This is a genomic window from Streptomyces sp. NPDC025833 (assembly GCF_055558055.1).
The window spans coordinates 1-15764 of sequence record NZ_JBVHNF010000043.1 but is presented as its reverse complement, the minus strand read 5'-3'; the positions used below and the strand labels follow the sequence as shown (position 1 = coordinate 15764).

Genomic DNA, 15764 nt, shown 5'->3' with positions numbered 1-15764 from the left:
CGCGCGGGCGGCAGGCGAAGGCCCGCCCGCCGCCGCACCGGCACCGCACCCAAAACCACCGACCAGGCATGACCTGACCCACCACGCGGCACCCGCAGGTCGTCAAGTCCACGGCGACTACACCGCGTACGTCACCGAGGGCGGCCTCGACACCGTCACCCGGTACGAACTGCGGAAGGCGGTCTGGGGCTCCCTGAACGACACCCACCCGCACGAACTGGCCTGGGCACGGTGTACGCGGGGGACGAGCGGGCGATGCGCGTCGTCAAGGGGGACCGGGTGGGCGGCGGCGACGCGATCCGTCCCGCCTTCCCCGCGGATCCGGCCGGGCCGGGGGAGGAGGGGCTCGGCGTCCAGCGGCTGCACCGGACGCTGATCGGGCTGCGCCGCCGCCACCCCTGGCTGGTGCCGCGGTTGGCGGACCGGGGGCGGCACGTGACGTGGCCGACGGAATCGGCCGGTGTTCCCCACCGGTGTTCGACGCGGCGAACGCGTTCCGTCGCCGCTGATCCGCCGATCGATGCGCCGGTCGATAGGCCGGTCGATACGGGCCACAGGTGTTTCCTGGTTCACTGTTGCTTCCCGGCAGCAACACGGAAGGCCCAGCTCCCGCCATGGTGTATCGGAGTACGGAACGCACGAAGCAGCGCGCGCAGACCAAGGAGGAGGCGCTCGTGCGTGCCGCGCACGAGCTGGTGGCCCGAGAGGGTTTCGCCGGGGCGAAGGTGGCCGCGGTGGCCAGGGCGTGCGGGGTGAGCGCGGGCTCGCTCTACTCCTACTTCGGCAGCAGGGACGAACTGCTGGCACAGGTCTTCCGGCGGGCCGCGGGGCGTGAACTGGACGCCGTGCGCGGTGCGGTGGACGCCGCGCCCGCACATCCCGGGGCCCGGCTGGAGGCGTTCGCCGAAACGTTCACCCGGCGTGCCCTGCGCGGGCGCCGGCTGGCGTGGTCCCTGCTCTTCGAACCGGTCTCGCCGACCGTGGAACAGGAACGGCTGGTGTACCGGCGCGAGTACGCGCAGCTGTGCGAGGGCGTCATCCGGGACGGCATCGCGGCCGGGCTGTTCGCCCGGCAGAACGCGGCTGTCGCGGCCAGCGCCGCCATCGGCGCCATCTCGGAGGCGCTGGTCGGCAGGCTCTCGCCCGAGGTGTCGCGGAAGCCGGAGGTACCGGACGAGCAACTCGTCGCCGAGATCCGTGACTTCTGCCTGCGCGCCCTCGGCCGCGCGCCTTCCTGACCGTCCCGCACCCCAGCCCCGCACTCCAGAAGGCTCATTGCCTCGTCCCCGTACCCTCCGTACCATGAATTGAACGAGGATTCAGAGCTTGATCTGCGACCTTCACCTGTAACGGGGGGACCTGTGCGGCACAGCGAACAAGTGGCGATGATCAAACGTCTTCTCGCGCTGCGCGAGACGCGCCGCGACGAGAAGATGCTCGACGAAGTCGTCACGATCCCGGTCACCAAGTACACCGACGAGGCGCTCCTCGAACGGGAGATCGCCTCCGCCTTCTCCCGCTACCCGCTGATCGCGGGGCACGCCTCGGCGCTCGCTGAACCAGGTGCCTACCTCACCAGCGACTGGGACCGGTTCCCCTACCTCGTCGTCAGGGGCGAGGACGGCCGGGTCCGCGCCTTCTACAACCAGTGCCGCCACCGCGGAGCCCGCCTCGCCGGGCAGCCGGCGGGCAAGGTGCAGAACTTCGTCTGCCCCTTCCACGGCTGGGTCTACGGGCTCGACGGCACCCTGAAGGGCATCACCCGGGCCCATGACTTCCCCGGTGTGAAGACGTGCGACTACGGCCTGGTGGAACTGCCCGCCGCGGAGGCCGGCGGCCTGATCTGGGTCGGCCGCACGCCCGGCGAGACGCTCGACATCCCCGGTTTCCTCGGGACGTTCCACGACGACCTGGTCAACTTCGACGTGGCCTCGCTCGTTCAGTACAAGAAGACCAAGGTGGTCAAGGAGGCCAACTGGAAGCTGCTGATCAAGACGTACCTGGAGGGCTACCACGTCCCGTACCTGCACCGGGACACGCTCGCCTTCGCCTTCAAGCGCGGGGTGATCGCGCACGACGAGGACGGGCCGCACATCCGGCTGTCCGCGGCGCGCACCAACATCGGGGAAACCGCCCGGAAACCGGAGGAGGACTGGCGCATCCTGGACTACGCCTCGGTGTACTACACGCTCTTCCCCAACACCTTCTTCATCCTGCACCCGGACTACGTCTCCATCAACACCTTCTGGCCCCTGGCGCCGGACCGCACGATATGGACCCACGAAATGCTGTACCGCGACAGTGACTTCCCCGGGTCCGCCGGGCAGAGCGCACTGGCCAAGCGGTTCCGGTTCACCAATGACACGGTCTTCGACCAGGAGGACTTCGCCATCGCCGAGGACGTGCAGCGGCACCTGCCCCACGGAGGCAGCGACCACCACGTCCTGGGCCTGGCGGAGGGCCTGCTCGCGATGTTCCAGCAGAACATCGACGAGCGGCTCACCGACCCGGACGCCACCACCCCCACCTCCCCCCGAGCGACAGGACTCCACTCATGACCACGGACCTCACCGGTTTCGCCCACGGCATCTTCAAGGCGCAGCCGTTCAGCATGTTCCTGGGCGCCGAACTCACCTCCGTGGGACCCGATTCGGCCGAGATCCGCATCGTCAACCGGCCCGAGATCCAGCAACAGCACGGCTTCGTGCACGGAGGGGTCCTCAGCTACCTGGCCGACAACGCGCTGACCTTCGCCGGCGGACTCGCCCTCGGCGGCGACGCGCTCACCGCCGAGTACAAGATCAACTACGTGCGGCCGGCCGTGGGTGCCTTCGTCATCGCCCGCGCCAAGGCGACCGCCACGACCCGGCGCCAGGCCGTCTGCCAGTGCTCGGTCTACGTCACCTCGGAGCAGGGCGAGGAGCACCTGGTCGCCCTTGCGCAGGGAACGATCGTGAGGGCGGGCAAGCAGGAGGACTGAGCCGTACGAGGGCTGGTACTCCAGCATAGTTTCGCCATCTGGCCTGGTCGGAGGCGTCGTGTGGAGTAGGCGTGCTCGTCCGCCGAGTCCGCGTTCCGCATGGCGAGGGGAGTGGGACCGGCGAGCGGGCCCGAAGCCCGCGCTCGCCGGCGCTCGTCTCCTACGCGGTGCGTCGGGCCCGCATGGTGCGCCATCTCTCCAGGGCGCCCTCCATCTCCTGGTGCGCGAAGGTGAAGAAGTCCCGCATCTCCGTCATGCGTGCGCCCGCCTTGGTGTCCGGGCCGCCGAGGGGCTCGATGCCCTTCTCCGTCGTGGCGATGAGCTGGGTGAAGAGGCTCTGCTTGGTCGCGGTCCCGAGATACCACGCGTCGTCGGGCAGCAGATAGACGTCGCTGCGCGAGCCCAGCACCGGCTCGCGGGCGATGAGACCGGCCTGCTGGAGGTAGCGGACGGCGCCCGACACGGCGGCGGGGCTCGCACCGAGCCGCTGGGACAGGTCGCTGGCTGTCAGACCCTTCTCCTCCGTCGTCATCAGCGTCATCAGTACGCGCGCGCTCATCCTCGGGAAGCCCCACTCCGCGAACAGCATCGCCATTTGTTCGACGAAGTGCCGAGTGGCTTCCTCGTTCCTGCCTCCAGCCAAACTCACCAGCTCCTTCGACCGTGGTGCGCAGGTCACGCACGTCTCCATCATCTCCCAGGATCATGACATTCAGTCGCTTCACAAACAAGTGAAAGGTCTGTAGCATCCCGATCGTGAACGCAACCGACGTGATCAACGCTCAAGGTCTGCGCAAGCAGTTCGGCCGGGCCGTGGCGCTCGACGATCTGGATCTTCAGGTGGCCCAGGGGGAGGTGCACGGGCTGCTCGGGCCCAACGGGGCGGGCAAGTCCACCACCATCCGCGTCCTGCTGGGCATGCTGCGCTCGGACGGCGGGTCGGTCACCCTGTTCGGCGGCGATCCCTGGCGGGACGCCACCACCCTGCACAAGCGACTCGCCTACGTACCCGGCGACGTCAGTCTCTGGCCCAACCTGAGCGGTGGGGAGACGATCGACCTGCTCGGCTCGATGCGCGGTGGCACGGACAAGAAGCGCCGTGACGAACTCGTGGAACGCTTCGAGCTCGACCCCAAGAAGAAAGGCCGTGCCTACTCGAAGGGAAACCGGCAGAAGGTGGCGCTGGTCGCGGCGCTCGCCTCCGACGCCGAGCTGCTGATCCTCGACGAGCCGACCTCCGGGCTCGACCCCCTGATGGAAGCGGTCTTCAGCTCCTGCGTCGCCGAGGCCAAGGAACGCGGCGCCACCGTCCTGCTGTCCAGCCACATCCTCAGCGAGGTCGAGGACCTCTGCGACCGGGTCTCGATCATCCGGTCCGGCCGCCGGGTCGACTCCGGCAGCCTCGACGAACTCCGTCACCTCTCCCGCACCACCGTCACCGCCACGGTGACCCGTCCGTTACCCGGCCTCGACTCCGTGGCCGGCGTGTACGACCTGCGGACGGAGGGGCGCTCGGTGCACTGCCAGGTCGACCCCGACGCGCTGGAGAAGGTGATGCGCCTGCTCACCGACGCCGGCCTGGAGGCGCTGACCAGCCGGCCGCCGACCCTCGAAGAGCTCTTCATGCGCTACTACTCAGGGGAGCAGCAGTGAAGGGCGACGGGCTCGCAGGACTGCCCCAACTGTCCAAACTCGCCACCCGCCGCGACCGGCTCATCCTGCCGCTGTGGTGCTACGCCCTGATCGGGAGCGCCGTCTCCACGGCCTCCAGCGTCAAGGGCCTGTTCGGCGACCATGCGTCGCGCGTGGAGTTCGTGGAGGGAATCCAGGCCGCGTCCGGCGCGATCGCGCTGTACGGCAGGGTCGGAGGCACCTCGCTCGGGTCCATCACCACCTGGCGGACGCTGGTACTCGGCGCCGTCCTGGCCTCGGTGATGTCCGTGCTCCTCATGGTCCGCCACACCCGGGCCGAGGAGCAGACGGGACGCCAGGAACTCGTCGCCGCGGGCGCCGTCGACCGCAAGGCGCCGCTGGTCGCAGCGCTGCGACTGGTCATCGGCGTCAACCTCGCGGTCGGCGTCATCACCGGTGCCGTCCTGCCCGTCACCGGGCTCGGCGCGGGCGGCGCGTTCGCCCTCGGCCTGTCGATGGCGGGCTGCGGCATCGTCTTCGCCGGCATCGCGGCGGTCTGCGCCCAGCTCTTCGAGGCGTCGCGCAGCGCCAACGCGGCCGCGCTGTCCCTGCTCGGCGGTTTCTACCTGCTGCGCGCGGTGGCCGACATGAACGAGGACTCGTCCTGGCTGCTGTGGGCCTCCCCGATCGGCTGGGCCGAGCAGGTACGCCCCTACGACGGTGACCGCTGGTGGGCCCTGGCGGTGCCCGTGGTCGCCGCGGTCCTGCTGACCGCGCTGTCCTTGCGGCTCCTGAACCGGCGGGACTTCGGCTCGGGCGTGCTGCCGAGCCGGCCCGGACCCGTCTACGCGGGCCGCGACACCCTCGGCACCCTGGGCCTGGCCTGGCGGATGCACCGGGGCAGCCTGCTCGGTTGGTCGATCGGCGTCCTGGCGGCGGCGATGGTGTTCGGCTCCTTCGTCCGCGACGTCGGCAATCTCCTGGACAGCGACCGGGTGCAGGAGATCATGCAGCGCCTCGGCGGCTCGCAGGACATGGTCGACTCGTACGTGGCGTCCATCGTGGGCGTCTTCGGCATCCTGGCGACGGTGTTCGCCCTGACGGTGATCGTGCGGGCCCGAGCCGAGGAGGCCGGGGGACGCATCGAGCTGATCTTCAGCGGCACGCCGAGCCGGGCCGCCTGGATCCTCAGCCACCTGACGTTCGCCATGGGCGGCGCGGCCGTCCTCCTCGCCGTCGCGGCCTTCGGCATGGGGCTCTCCCAGGGCCTCGGCGCGCACGACGTCGGTGGCGCTCTGGCCGACGTCTTCGGCGCCGTGGCCGCGCAGCTCCCGGCCGTCCTGTTGATCACGGTCCTCGCCGCGCTGCTGTTCGCCGTGATGCCGCGCTGGACGGCGGCAGGCTGGGGTCTGCTGGGGCTGTTCGGCTTCATCAGCCTGGTCGGACCGCAGCTGAAGGTCAGCCAGTACGTCCTGGACGTCTCGCCGTTCACCCACGTACCGAAGCTCCCCGGCAACGAGGTCGTCGCGACCCCGCTGGTCGTGATGAGCGCCCTCGCCCTGGCGGGCCTGGCCGCCACGCTGGTGGCGTTCCGCCGCCGCGACCTGTTCGGCTGACCGCACCGCAAGACAGAGGGCAGGGGGCATTCACAACCCCTGCCCTCTCTCTGCGCTACGCCTTGACCGTCTCCCGATGCGACCCGGTGAACAGCGAAGACGCCAACTGGGCGCGGTCGTTGACCCCGATCTTGCGGTACATGCGCGTCAGGTGCTGCTCCACCGTGCTGACCGTGATGTAGAGCAGCTTCGCTATCTCGCTGTTCGTGTGCCCGAGCGCCACGAGGTCCGCCACCCGCTGCTCCGCGTCCGTGAGGACCACAGCGGGCGCGGGGCTCTCGGTGTCCGGCCGTTCCCGGTCCGAGGGGAGCAGCCTGCTGAGCGGCTCCGCCGCGCACGCGTCCGCGACGATCCGAGCCTGGGACCCGATCACCCGGGCCCGCCGCGTCTCACCCACCGCGTGATACGTGTCCGTGAGATCGGCCAGCGTACGAGCCAGCTCGTAGCGGTCGCCGCTCTCCTGCAGCGCGTCGACGGCCTGCCGCAGCAGCACGAGGCGTTTGCGCGGCTCGTGCGTCGCGGCCAGCAGCCTGAGCGTCGCCCCACGGGTGCGCGGCGAGCCGCCGCGCTCGGTGCACTGCGCCTGTTCCTCCAGTACCGCACGCGCCCGGTCGCGTTCGCCCATGCCCAGCAATGTCTCACCGACACCGTTGCGCCACGCGATCAGCCCCGGTACGTCCACACCCCAGCGAGCCATCAGCTCCCCGCAGTGCCGGAAGTCCGACAACGCGCTGTGCCAGTCCCGCATCGCGATGCTGTACCGGCCCCGCGCGTGCAGGAAGTGCAGCCCGGGACGGCTCCGGAGCATCGCCTCCTGAGTCGGCACGTACAGCAGCTCCGTCGCCTCGTCCTCGCGCCCCATCGCGGTCAGCGCGATGAGCTTGCTGGCGAGCGGCGCTCCGACCGCCACCCCCCACTCGTCGGGCGGTACGAGGTCGAACCAGGCGGTCGCATGCCGCACGGCCCCGGCAAGGTCACCGAGGCGCACACAGATCTCCGCGCGCACCGCGTGCAGCCGGGCCGCGCTGCCCCGCTCACCCCGCGACTCCGCCGAGCTGATCAGCTCGTCGCAGTGGGGCGACGCCAGCGCGGGTTGGTCCGCGTACGTCAACGTCAGCAGCGCGCACTCGATCGTGTCCAGGTCGGTGCCGTACAGCCGGCTCCCGTGGAGGACCTGCTCCGCCTTGGGCACCGCACGGCCCGACGGGCCCTGCGTCAGCACCGCTTCCAGCGCGGACACCGCGTTGTAGCGGCGCCGGCTCTCGGTGGTGGACGGCACGCCGGACGGCTCCCGGCCGTCGTCCGCGTCGTCCGGCAGCAACTCCAGCAGCGGCGCGTACGAGCAGCGCAGCCACAGGCGCGCGGCATCCAGCTCCAGCGGCGTATCGGCCGTGGCGGACTGGTCCGACGCGGCCAGGTGCCGCAGCACGTCCTCGGCGGCCTGCACCCGGCCGCTCCACAGCAGCGCCCGCACCACCCTGAGGGTCTCCCCGCCGCTGAGACGGCCGGTGCGGACCGCCTGCACCAGATCGGTGACCCTCTGCTCCGGGACGGTGGTGCCCAGCCGGTGTTCCGCCAGGAGCAGCGCGGCCCTGATCCGCGCCAGCTCCCCCTTGTCCTCACTCAGCCGGCAGGCCAGCCGCAGGTACTCGGCCGCCGTCGCCGCCCGGCCCTCGGCCAGCACCGTGGAGGCCGCCGAGTCCAGCACGGACATCGCCCACGGTGCCCGCACCCCTTCCCCTGCCAGCAGATGCGCGGCCACGACGGACGCCGAACAGCCCTCCGCGTACGTCAGTTCGGCCGCGTCGCGCTGCAGGGCGGCCGTCGCCTCGGGGCCGAGGTCGGCCAGTACCGCCGACGCGGCGTCCGGATGCCGGAACGCCCCCTGACTCAGCAGACCCGCCGCCTCCAGCGCCGCCAGACAGTGCGTGACCTCCCCGGCCTCCAGACCCAGCAGCCGCGAGATCCGCTCGGGCGCGCCGAGGACGGCCAGCGCCCGCACCACCTGGGTGGCGGGTGCGGGAGTGCGGCGCAGACAGGACAGGAACGCCCGCTGGTAGCCCGTCGACGACTGCCCGGCACCCTGGACGTCGGTCAGCGCCCCGTCCAGCAGCAGGGGATTACCGCCGCTGACCCGCAGCGCCCAGTCCGCGACCCACTGTGCGCAGTCCTCGCCGAGGCGCTCCGTCACCACCTCCCGCACCTGTTCCGCGTCCAGCGGCGTCAGCCGGATCCCCCGCGCATGCGGCAGCCGCAGCAACTGCTCCACGAACCCCGCGCACCGGTCTCCCGGGCCGTCACTGTGACTGAACACCGCGACCAACGCGGCGTTGCGGATACGGCGCCCCAGATACGCGAGGCAGGCCAGGGACGCGGCGTCCGCGTGGTGGATGTCGTCCACCACGATGGCCACCGGCCGGGACGGGGCCAGACCGAGCAGGAGTACGGACAGGTGATGCACGATCTGGGCGTCCACCGCGGACAGCCTCGTCACCGGACCGTCCGGCATGCCCGTCATATGGGCCCTGCCGTGGGCGAGCAACTGGTCGGCCTGCTCACGGGCCGACTCCGACAGCGGTGCCTCCGCGAGCAGTTGGGCGATCACTCCCAGCGGGATGTTCTCCTCGGACTCCGACGCGACCGCAGGCAGGACCAGACCGCCGGCGGCTCGCACGCACCGGGTGAAATCGGCCAAGAGCGTCGTCCTGCCCATGGCCACGGTTCCGCAGACGGTGGCGATGGCGCCTTCACCGGCCAGGGCGCCGTCCAGCAGCCCGGACAGCAGCCCGGGGGCCCGCGCACGTTCCCGCGCGCTCACGTTCCGGTCTCAGCGAGTGTGACGACGGCCCGCGTGCGGTGCGGTCCCGGACGTCTGTACAAGGCCGGAAAGCGGACTGTGCAAGAACGGGTGGGCAAAAGGGTGGGGGGAATGGCGAACATATGCGTTCGTACCTTCCTTCACGCGGTGACGGGGTGCCCGAACGACGGCTTCGGCACGCTCGATCAAGGTGTGAGGTTGTTCGAGACGTGCCATCTGCGTCAAGAGTGCGCCTGAGTGCTTGAAGTCCGAACTTGAGCAGAATATCAGGGCCTTCGAAGGGCCCCGAGTCACTACACACGCCTGGATGTCCTTCAAGAACGGGAACCGGACAGCGGCCGCGGTGATCCGCACACGGGCGAGCGCCAGGGGTGCGCAGGGGTGAGAACAGGGGTGGTGCCACCGCCTACCTGTTCGAAGACTGGGGCGGGCGGCGAAGCGTGCCGACATCGCCTCCACCTCCGCCGCCGCCCCGTCCGGAAGGAGACTGCGTGCCCGACGAGTCGACCCGCAAGGCGCTGGCACTTGAGTACTGCCGCCGGATGAACGCCGGCGACATCGACGCAGTGCTCGAACTGTTCGCCCCCGACGTGGTGTTCGAGGACCCGGTCGGATCCGGCGAACAGACCGGCATCGAGGCCCTGCGCGCCCACATCACCCGCGCGCTCGTCGACGACCGGGCCACGGAACTCCCCGGCACCCCGGTCGCCGCTCACGACGACGAGACCGTCGTCATGCCCGCCGTCATCGAGCTGCGTCCCCGCAGCTACCCCAAAAGGATCCAGATCTCGATCATCGGCGTGGTGCGGATCGGGCCGGACGGCCTGGTTCACGACCTGCGCGCGCTGTGGGGCGACACCGACGTGACAGTGCTCGGCTGACCCCGAAGACCTCTGACAGGAAGGCACACGCCATGACCGAGGTTCCGGCCGGGGCCCGCCCGCTGCCCACCACACGCACCACCCCCCTGGATCCGCCCCCGGAACTACTGGAACGCCAGCGGGAGTGCCCCGTCGACCGGCTCCGCTACCCCGACGGCAGCGAAGGCTGGCTCATCACCGGATACGACCAGGTCCGCGCCGCCCTCGCGGACTCCCGCTTCAGCTCCCGCAAAGAGCTCCTGCGCTCGCCCGTCCAGCCGCAGGGACCCAGCGCCGCCAAACCCGGCTTCTTCGTCTACACCGACCCGCCGGAGCACACCAAGTACCGCCGCCTGCTCACCGGCCTGTTCACCCTGCGCCGGATGAACCAACTCGCCGAACGCGTCGAGGAGATCGCCGACGACGCCCTGGACGCCATGGAGCGCACGGGCCCGCCCGTCGACCTCGTCCCCGCCTACGCGCTCACCCTGCCCTCCCTGGTGATCTGCGAACTCCTCGGCGTCCCCTACGGGGACCGCGAGGTCTTCCAGCACAATTCCACGGTCATCCAGGACATCAACACCCCCATCGAGCGGGCCTACGCCGCACTTGAGGAGATGCAGAACTTCCTCGCGGACCTCGTCGAACGACGCCGTGCCGAACCCTCCGACGACATCCTCGGCAGCCTCGCCGCCCACGAGGAACTCACCGTCGAAGAGGTCACCAACGTCTGCTTCCTGCTCCTCGCCGCGGGCCACGAGACCACCGCCAACATGCTCTCCCTCGGCACCTACGCCCTCCTCACCAACCCCGACCAGCTCGCGCTCCTGCGCTCCGGCGGGACCACCGTCGAGGCCGCCGTCGAAGAGCTCATGCGCTATCTGACGGTCAACCACTACGGCCCCATCCGCGGCATCGTGGAGGACTTCGAGTTCGAGGGCTGCCCCATGAAGACCGGCGAGACCGTCACCCTCTCCGCGTTCGCCGCCAACCGCGACCCCAAGCACTTCGCCGACCCCGACCGCCTCGACTTCGTACGCGGCGGCCGAGGCCAGCTCTCCTTCGGACACGGCATCCACCAGTGCATCGGCCAGCAACTGGCCCGCATCGAGATGCGGATCGGCTTCCAGGCCCTCTTCGACCGCTTCCCGAACCTGCACCTGGCCGTACCGCAGGAAGAAGTCCGCATGCGCGACAGCATGCTGATCTACGGCGTCACCTCCATGCCGGTCGCCTGGTAGGCCGCCCGATGCACGTCGACGTGGACCGCGACCGCTGCTGCGGCGCCGGTATGTGTGCCCTTGAAGCCCCCGAGGTGTTCGACCAGGACGAGACCGACGGCCTCGTCGTCGTCCTCCTCACCGAGCCCCCGGACACCTTGTACGACGTCGTCCGCTCCGCGGCCGAACAGTGCCCCTCCGGAGCGGTCAAGCTCCGCGAATGACCTCCCGGCGCCGGGCGCGCCGCACCAGCGATCGGCAACCGCCTCGGGCCCCCCGAGGCTCCCTCGCGGCTGAAACCGCGTACGGCTGAGAACCGAAGGGCCAGACATGGCAGGTGTGGACCGCTCCCGCATCGACACGTCCGCGCACCGGGCACCCCACCCCGACCGCTGTGAACCGATCGCCGTCGTCGGCATGTCGTGCCGGCTCCCCGGCATCGACACGCCGGCGGACTTCTGGCGGCTGCTGCGCGACGGCCGGCACACCGTGGCCCCGCCCCCCGCCGATCGCCCGGGTATCGGCGGCACCGCGGGAGAGGGCTCCTTCCTGCCCTCCGTCGACGGCTTCGACCCCGCCTTCTTCGGAATCTCCGCGCGCGAAGCCGCCGCCATGGACCCCCACCAGCGCCTCATGCTGGAACTGAGCTGGGAAGCCCTCGAAGACGCCGGCACCCTCCCCACCAGCCTCACCGGCACCCGTACCGGCGTCTTCGTGGGCGCCTTCGCCGACGACTACTCGCTGCTCCTGCACGCCGACGGCCCCGACGCCCTCACCGCCCACAGCACCACCGGCGTCCACCGCAGCATCATCGCCAACCGCGTCTCCTACTTCCTCGGCGCCCAGGGACCCAGCCTGACCGTCGACACCGGCCAGTCCTCCTCCCTCGTCGCCGTCCACATGGCCTGCGAGAGCCTGCGCTCCGGCGAGTCCGACACCGCCCTCGTCGGCGGTGTCAACCTCGTCCTCACCCCGCAGTCCACCGCCCGCATGGAGCGCTTCGGCGCCCTGTCGCCCGACGCCCGCTGCCATACCTTCGACGCCCGGGCCAACGGCTACGTCCGAGGCGAGGGCGGCGCTGTCGTCGTCCTCAAGCCCCTCGCGCGCGCCCTCGCGGACGGCGACCGCGTCCACTGCGTCCTGCGCGGCAGCGCCGTCAACAACGACGGCGGCGGCGACACGCTCACCGCCCCCAGCATCACCGCCCAGCAGGACGTACTGCGCCGCGCCTACGAACGCGCCGGCACCGACCCCGCCCACGTCGGCTACGTCGAACTCCACGGCACCGGCACCCCCGTCGGCGACCCCGTCGAGGCGACCGCCCTCGGAGCGGTCCTCGGCGCCGCCCGGGACGCCGGCCACCCCCTGCCCGTCGGCTCGGCCAAGACCAACGTCGGCCACCTGGAAGCGGCGGCCGGAATCATCGGCCTCGTCAAGACCGCCCTCGTCCTCACCCACCGGCAGATCCCGGCCGGACTCAACTTCACCACACCCCACCCCGACATCCCCCTCACCACCCTGCGCCTGAGCGTCCCCACCGAACTCACCACCTGGCCCCAGGCATCCGACGACGGCGCAGGCCCCCGGATCGCCGGAGTCAGCTCCTTCGGCATGGGCGGAACCAACTGCCACGTCGTCGTCGCCGAAACCGAAACCGAAACCACCCGACCCGGCACGACCGACGAGGACGACACCGGCACCCGCCCCCTGCCCGTCCTCCTCTCCGGACACACCGGCCAGGCCCTGTACGCCCAGGCCGCACGGCTCGCCCAGTTCACCACCGAACGCCCCGAACTCCGCCTGCCCGACCTCGCCCACTCCCTGCTGTCCACCCGCTCCCTCCACAGCCACCGCGCGGTCCTGCTCGCCGCCGACCGCTCCGACCTCGTCGAGAGCCTCGGCGCACTCGCCGCAGCAGAGCCCGCCCCCGGTCTCGTGACCGGCACGACCCGCCCCCACGGCCGGCCCGTCCTCGTCTTCCCCGGCCAAGGCTCCCAATGGCTCGGCATGACCGTCGACCTGCTGGACGAGTCACCGGTGTTCGCGGACCGGATCGCCGAATGCGAGACAGCACTCGCGCCCTACGTGGACTGGCAGGTGGGGGACGTCCTGCGCTCCCCGCAGGAGGACTGGCTGGAGCGCGTGGACGTCGTCCAACCGGTCCTGTGGGCCGTGATGGTGTCGCTGGCAGCACTGTGGGAGTCCCACGGCGTGACCCCGGCCGCCGTGGTCGGCCACTCCCAGGGCGAGATCGCCGCCGCATGCGTCGCCGGAGCGCTCTCCCTGGAGGACGGCGCGAAGGTCGTCGCCCTGCGCAGCCGCGCCGTCCTCGGCCTCTCCGGACGCGGCGGCATGGCCTCGGTCGGCGTCTCCGCCGACCGCGTCGGCGGCCTCATCGCCCCCTTCGGCAAACGCCTGTCTGTCGCCGCCGTCAACAGCCCCGCCTCCGTCGTCGTCGCCGGCGAACCGGGAGCCCTCGACGAACTCCTCGCCACCTGCGAGGCACAGGAGGTGTGGGCACGACGCATCCCCGTCGACTACGCCTCCCACTCCACCCACGTCACGCGCACCCGCCGCTTCCTCCTGCGCGCCCTCGCCGGGATTGAGCCGCGCGCCGCGACCATCCCCTTCTGCTCGTCGGTGACCGGCGAACTGATGGACACCACCGGCCTCGACGCCGAGTACTGGTACACCAACCTCCGCCGCACGGTCCGATTCGAGGACGCCGTCCGCACCCTCCTCGACCAGGGACACGACGTCTTCGTCGAGGCCAGCGCCCACCCCGTGCTGACCACCGCCGTCCTGGAGACGATCGAGGACACCGGCGCCGAGGCCGCCGCCCTCGGCACCCTGCGCCGCAACCAGAGCGGCCCCCACTGCTTCCTCACCGCGCTCGCCCAGGCACACGTCCACGGCGCCCCCGTCGACTGGCAGCCCGCCCTGCCTGCCGACGCCCGCCGCATCGATCTGCCCACCTACGCCTTCCAGCGCGACCGGCACTGGCTCGGCGACCTCGCCGACGCCCCACGCGCCCAGCGCCCCGGAGCCGTCTCACGCCTCGCCGCAGCACCCCGCGAGGAACGCGAACAGTTCCTGCGCGACCTCACGTTCGCGCACGCCGCCACGGTCCTCGGCCGCCCCGCCCTCACATCCGCCGACACCCAGCGCACCTTCAAGGACCTCGGCCTCGACTCGACGAACGCCGTCGAATTCCGCAACCGCGTCAACACGGACACCGGGCTGCGACTGCCCACGTCCCTCGCCTACGACCACCCCACCCCCCTCGCCGTGGTCCGCCACCTCGCCGAGCTGCTCGCGGACCCCGACGGCGCTCCCGCTCCGGCTGAACCGTCGCCGGCCACGACCGCCACCGACGACGATCCCATCGCGATCGTCGGCATGGCCTGCCGACTGCCCGGCGGCGTCAGCTCGCCCGAGGAACTGTGGCGCCTCGTCGCCTCCGGCGGGGACGCGATCTCCCCCTTCCCCGACGACCGGGGCTGGGATCTCGACGCCCTCTACGCACCCGACTCCACCGAACCCGGAACCAGCCACACCCGGCACGGCGGCTTCCTGCGCGGCGTCGCCGACTTCGACGCGAGCTTCTTCGGGATCTCCCCGCGCGAGGCCCTCGCCATGGACCCCCAGCAGCGACTGCTCCTGGAGACGTCGTGGGAGGTGCTCGAACGGGCCGGGATCGATCCGGCCGGGCTGCGCGGCAGCCAGACCGGCGTGTTCGTCGGTGCGATGAACATGGACTACGGCGCGCGGCTCGACGAAGCCGCGAGCGGGTCCGAGGGGTACCTCCTCACCGGGACCACCGGCAGCGTCGTCTCCGGGCGCCTCGCCTACACCTACGGCTTCGAAGGGCCCGCCGTCACCGTCGACACGGCCTGCTCCTCCTCCCTCGTCGCCCTCCACCTCGCCGTCCAGGCCCTGCGCAACGGTGAGTGCTCACTCGCCCTCGCCGGCGGCGTGACCGTGATGTCCACGCCGGGAATGTTCGTCGAGTTCAGCCGGCAGCGCGGGTTGTCGGCCGACGGGCGCTGCAAGGCGTTCTCGGACGCGGCGGATGGTACGGGCTGGGCCGAGGGCGTCGGTGTGCTGGTGGTGGAGCGGTTGTCGGACGCGGTGCGCAAGGGGCATCGGGTGCTGGCCGTCGTACGGGGGTCCGCGGTCAACCAGGACGGCGCCAGCAACGGGCTGACCGCCCCTAACGGGCCCTCCCAGCAGAGGGTGATTCGGCAGGCGTTGGTGGGGGCGGGGTTGTCGGCCGCCGATGTCGATGCCGTCGAGGCGCACGGTACGGGTACGACGCTCGGGGACCCCATCGAGGCCCAGGCGCTGATCGATGCCTATGGGCAGGGGCGGTCCGCTGAACAGCCGCTGTACATGGGGTCCCTGAAGTCGAACATCGGTCACGCGCAGGCCGCCGCCGGTGTGGCGGGTGTGATCAAGATGGTGATGGCGATGCGGGCCGGTGTGTTGCCGCGGACGTTGCATGTGGATGTCCCGTCCTCGCATGTGGACTGGTCCGCCGGTCGGGTGGAGTTGCTCACCGAGGCGCGGGAGTGGCCTGAGGTGGGGCGTCCTCGTCGTGCGGGTGTGTCGTCGTTCGGGATCAGTGGGACGAACGCG

The 15764-nt window shown here is 71.1% G+C and carries 11 protein-coding genes; 9 read left to right on the top strand and 2 right to left on the bottom strand.

Annotated elements, in window-relative coordinates; translation table 11 throughout:
* Window positions 1-614 precede the first annotated feature (614 nt).
* From ACZ4K2_RS36505 to ACZ4K2_RS36495, 3 genes are all read left to right on the top strand, one after another.
* Complete coding sequence (locus tag ACZ4K2_RS36505) at window positions 615-1238, top strand: TetR/AcrR family transcriptional regulator (RefSeq protein WP_467480847.1); 624 nt, start codon at window positions 615-617, stop codon at window positions 1236-1238.
* A gap of 147 nt (window positions 1239-1385) precedes the next feature.
* Window positions 1386-2558: an aromatic ring-hydroxylating oxygenase subunit alpha gene (locus tag ACZ4K2_RS36500; protein WP_467480849.1), complete on the top strand. Its 1173-nt coding sequence runs from the start codon at window positions 1386-1388 to the stop codon at window positions 2556-2558.
* Window positions 2555-2980: a PaaI family thioesterase gene (locus ACZ4K2_RS36495; RefSeq protein WP_467480851.1), complete on the top strand. Its 426-nt coding sequence runs from the start codon at window positions 2555-2557 to the stop codon at window positions 2978-2980. The genes ACZ4K2_RS36500 and ACZ4K2_RS36495 overlap by 4 nt, the downstream gene beginning before the upstream one ends.
* A gap of 160 nt (window positions 2981-3140) precedes the next feature.
* On the opposite strand, the gene ACZ4K2_RS36490 is transcribed toward ACZ4K2_RS36495, so the two are convergent.
* A complete protein-coding gene (locus ACZ4K2_RS36490; RefSeq protein ID WP_467480853.1) occupies window positions 3141-3623 on the bottom strand; it encodes a GbsR/MarR family transcriptional regulator in 483 nt (160 codons plus the stop codon).
* Between the two features lie 110 nt (window positions 3624-3733).
* On the opposite strand from ACZ4K2_RS36490, the gene ACZ4K2_RS36485 reads away from it, so the two are divergent.
* Together ACZ4K2_RS36485 and ACZ4K2_RS36480 are read left to right on the top strand one after the other, a co-directional pair.
* Window positions 3734-4633, top strand: coding sequence for an ABC transporter ATP-binding protein (locus ACZ4K2_RS36485; RefSeq protein WP_467480866.1), 900 nt, complete (start codon window positions 3734-3736; stop codon window positions 4631-4633).
* The gene (locus ACZ4K2_RS36480; protein ID WP_467480856.1) at window positions 4630-6228 is read left to right on the top strand and encodes an ABC transporter permease; all 1599 of its coding nucleotides are present in this window, start codon (window positions 4630-4632) and stop codon (window positions 6226-6228) included. The genes ACZ4K2_RS36485 and ACZ4K2_RS36480 overlap by 4 nt, the downstream gene beginning before the upstream one ends.
* Window positions 6229-6283: 55 nt before the next feature.
* On the opposite strand, the gene ACZ4K2_RS36475 is transcribed toward ACZ4K2_RS36480, so the two are convergent.
* On the bottom strand, window positions 6284-9046 hold the full coding sequence (locus tag ACZ4K2_RS36475; RefSeq protein ID WP_467480857.1) for an AAA family ATPase: 2763 nt from the start codon (window positions 9044-9046) through the stop codon (window positions 6284-6286).
* Between the two features lie 491 nt (window positions 9047-9537).
* On the opposite strand from ACZ4K2_RS36475, the gene ACZ4K2_RS36470 reads away from it, so the two are divergent.
* From ACZ4K2_RS36470 to ACZ4K2_RS36455, 4 genes are all read left to right on the top strand, one after another.
* On the top strand, window positions 9538-9927 hold the full coding sequence (locus tag ACZ4K2_RS36470) for a nuclear transport factor 2 family protein (RefSeq protein WP_467480858.1): 390 nt from the start codon (window positions 9538-9540) through the stop codon (window positions 9925-9927).
* Window positions 9928-9959: 32 nt separating this feature from the next.
* The gene (locus ACZ4K2_RS36465; protein ID WP_467480860.1) at window positions 9960-11147 is read left to right on the top strand and encodes a cytochrome P450; all 1188 of its coding nucleotides are present in this window, start codon (window positions 9960-9962) and stop codon (window positions 11145-11147) included.
* Window positions 11148-11155: 8 nt separating this feature from the next.
* Window positions 11156-11350 (top strand): ferredoxin, encoded by a 195-nt coding sequence (locus tag ACZ4K2_RS36460; RefSeq protein WP_467480861.1) that lies wholly within the window; start codon window positions 11156-11158, stop codon window positions 11348-11350.
* A 106-nt stretch (window positions 11351-11456) separates the two neighbouring features.
* On the top strand, window positions 11457-15764 hold a 4308-nt coding region (locus ACZ4K2_RS36455; protein ID WP_467770016.1), incomplete at its 3' end, for a type I polyketide synthase.

What these genes read in the sequence shown, in the direction of transcription:
- ACZ4K2_RS36500 (WP_467480849.1), top strand. Translation starts at nt 1,386, where the DNA reads ATGATCAAACGTCTTCTCGCGCTGCGCGAGACGCGCCGCGACGAGAAG.
- ACZ4K2_RS36465 (WP_467480860.1), top strand. Translation starts at nt 9,960, where the DNA reads ATGACCGAGGTTCCGGCCGGGGCCCGCCCGCTGCCCACCACACGCACC.
- ACZ4K2_RS36505 (WP_467480847.1), top strand. Translation starts at nt 615, where the DNA reads ATGGTGTATCGGAGTACGGAACGCACGAAGCAGCGCGCGCAGACCAAG.
- ACZ4K2_RS36460 (WP_467480861.1), top strand. Translation starts at nt 11,156, where the DNA reads ATGCACGTCGACGTGGACCGCGACCGCTGCTGCGGCGCCGGTATGTGT.
- ACZ4K2_RS36495 (WP_467480851.1), top strand. Translation starts at nt 2,555, where the DNA reads ATGACCACGGACCTCACCGGTTTCGCCCACGGCATCTTCAAGGCGCAG.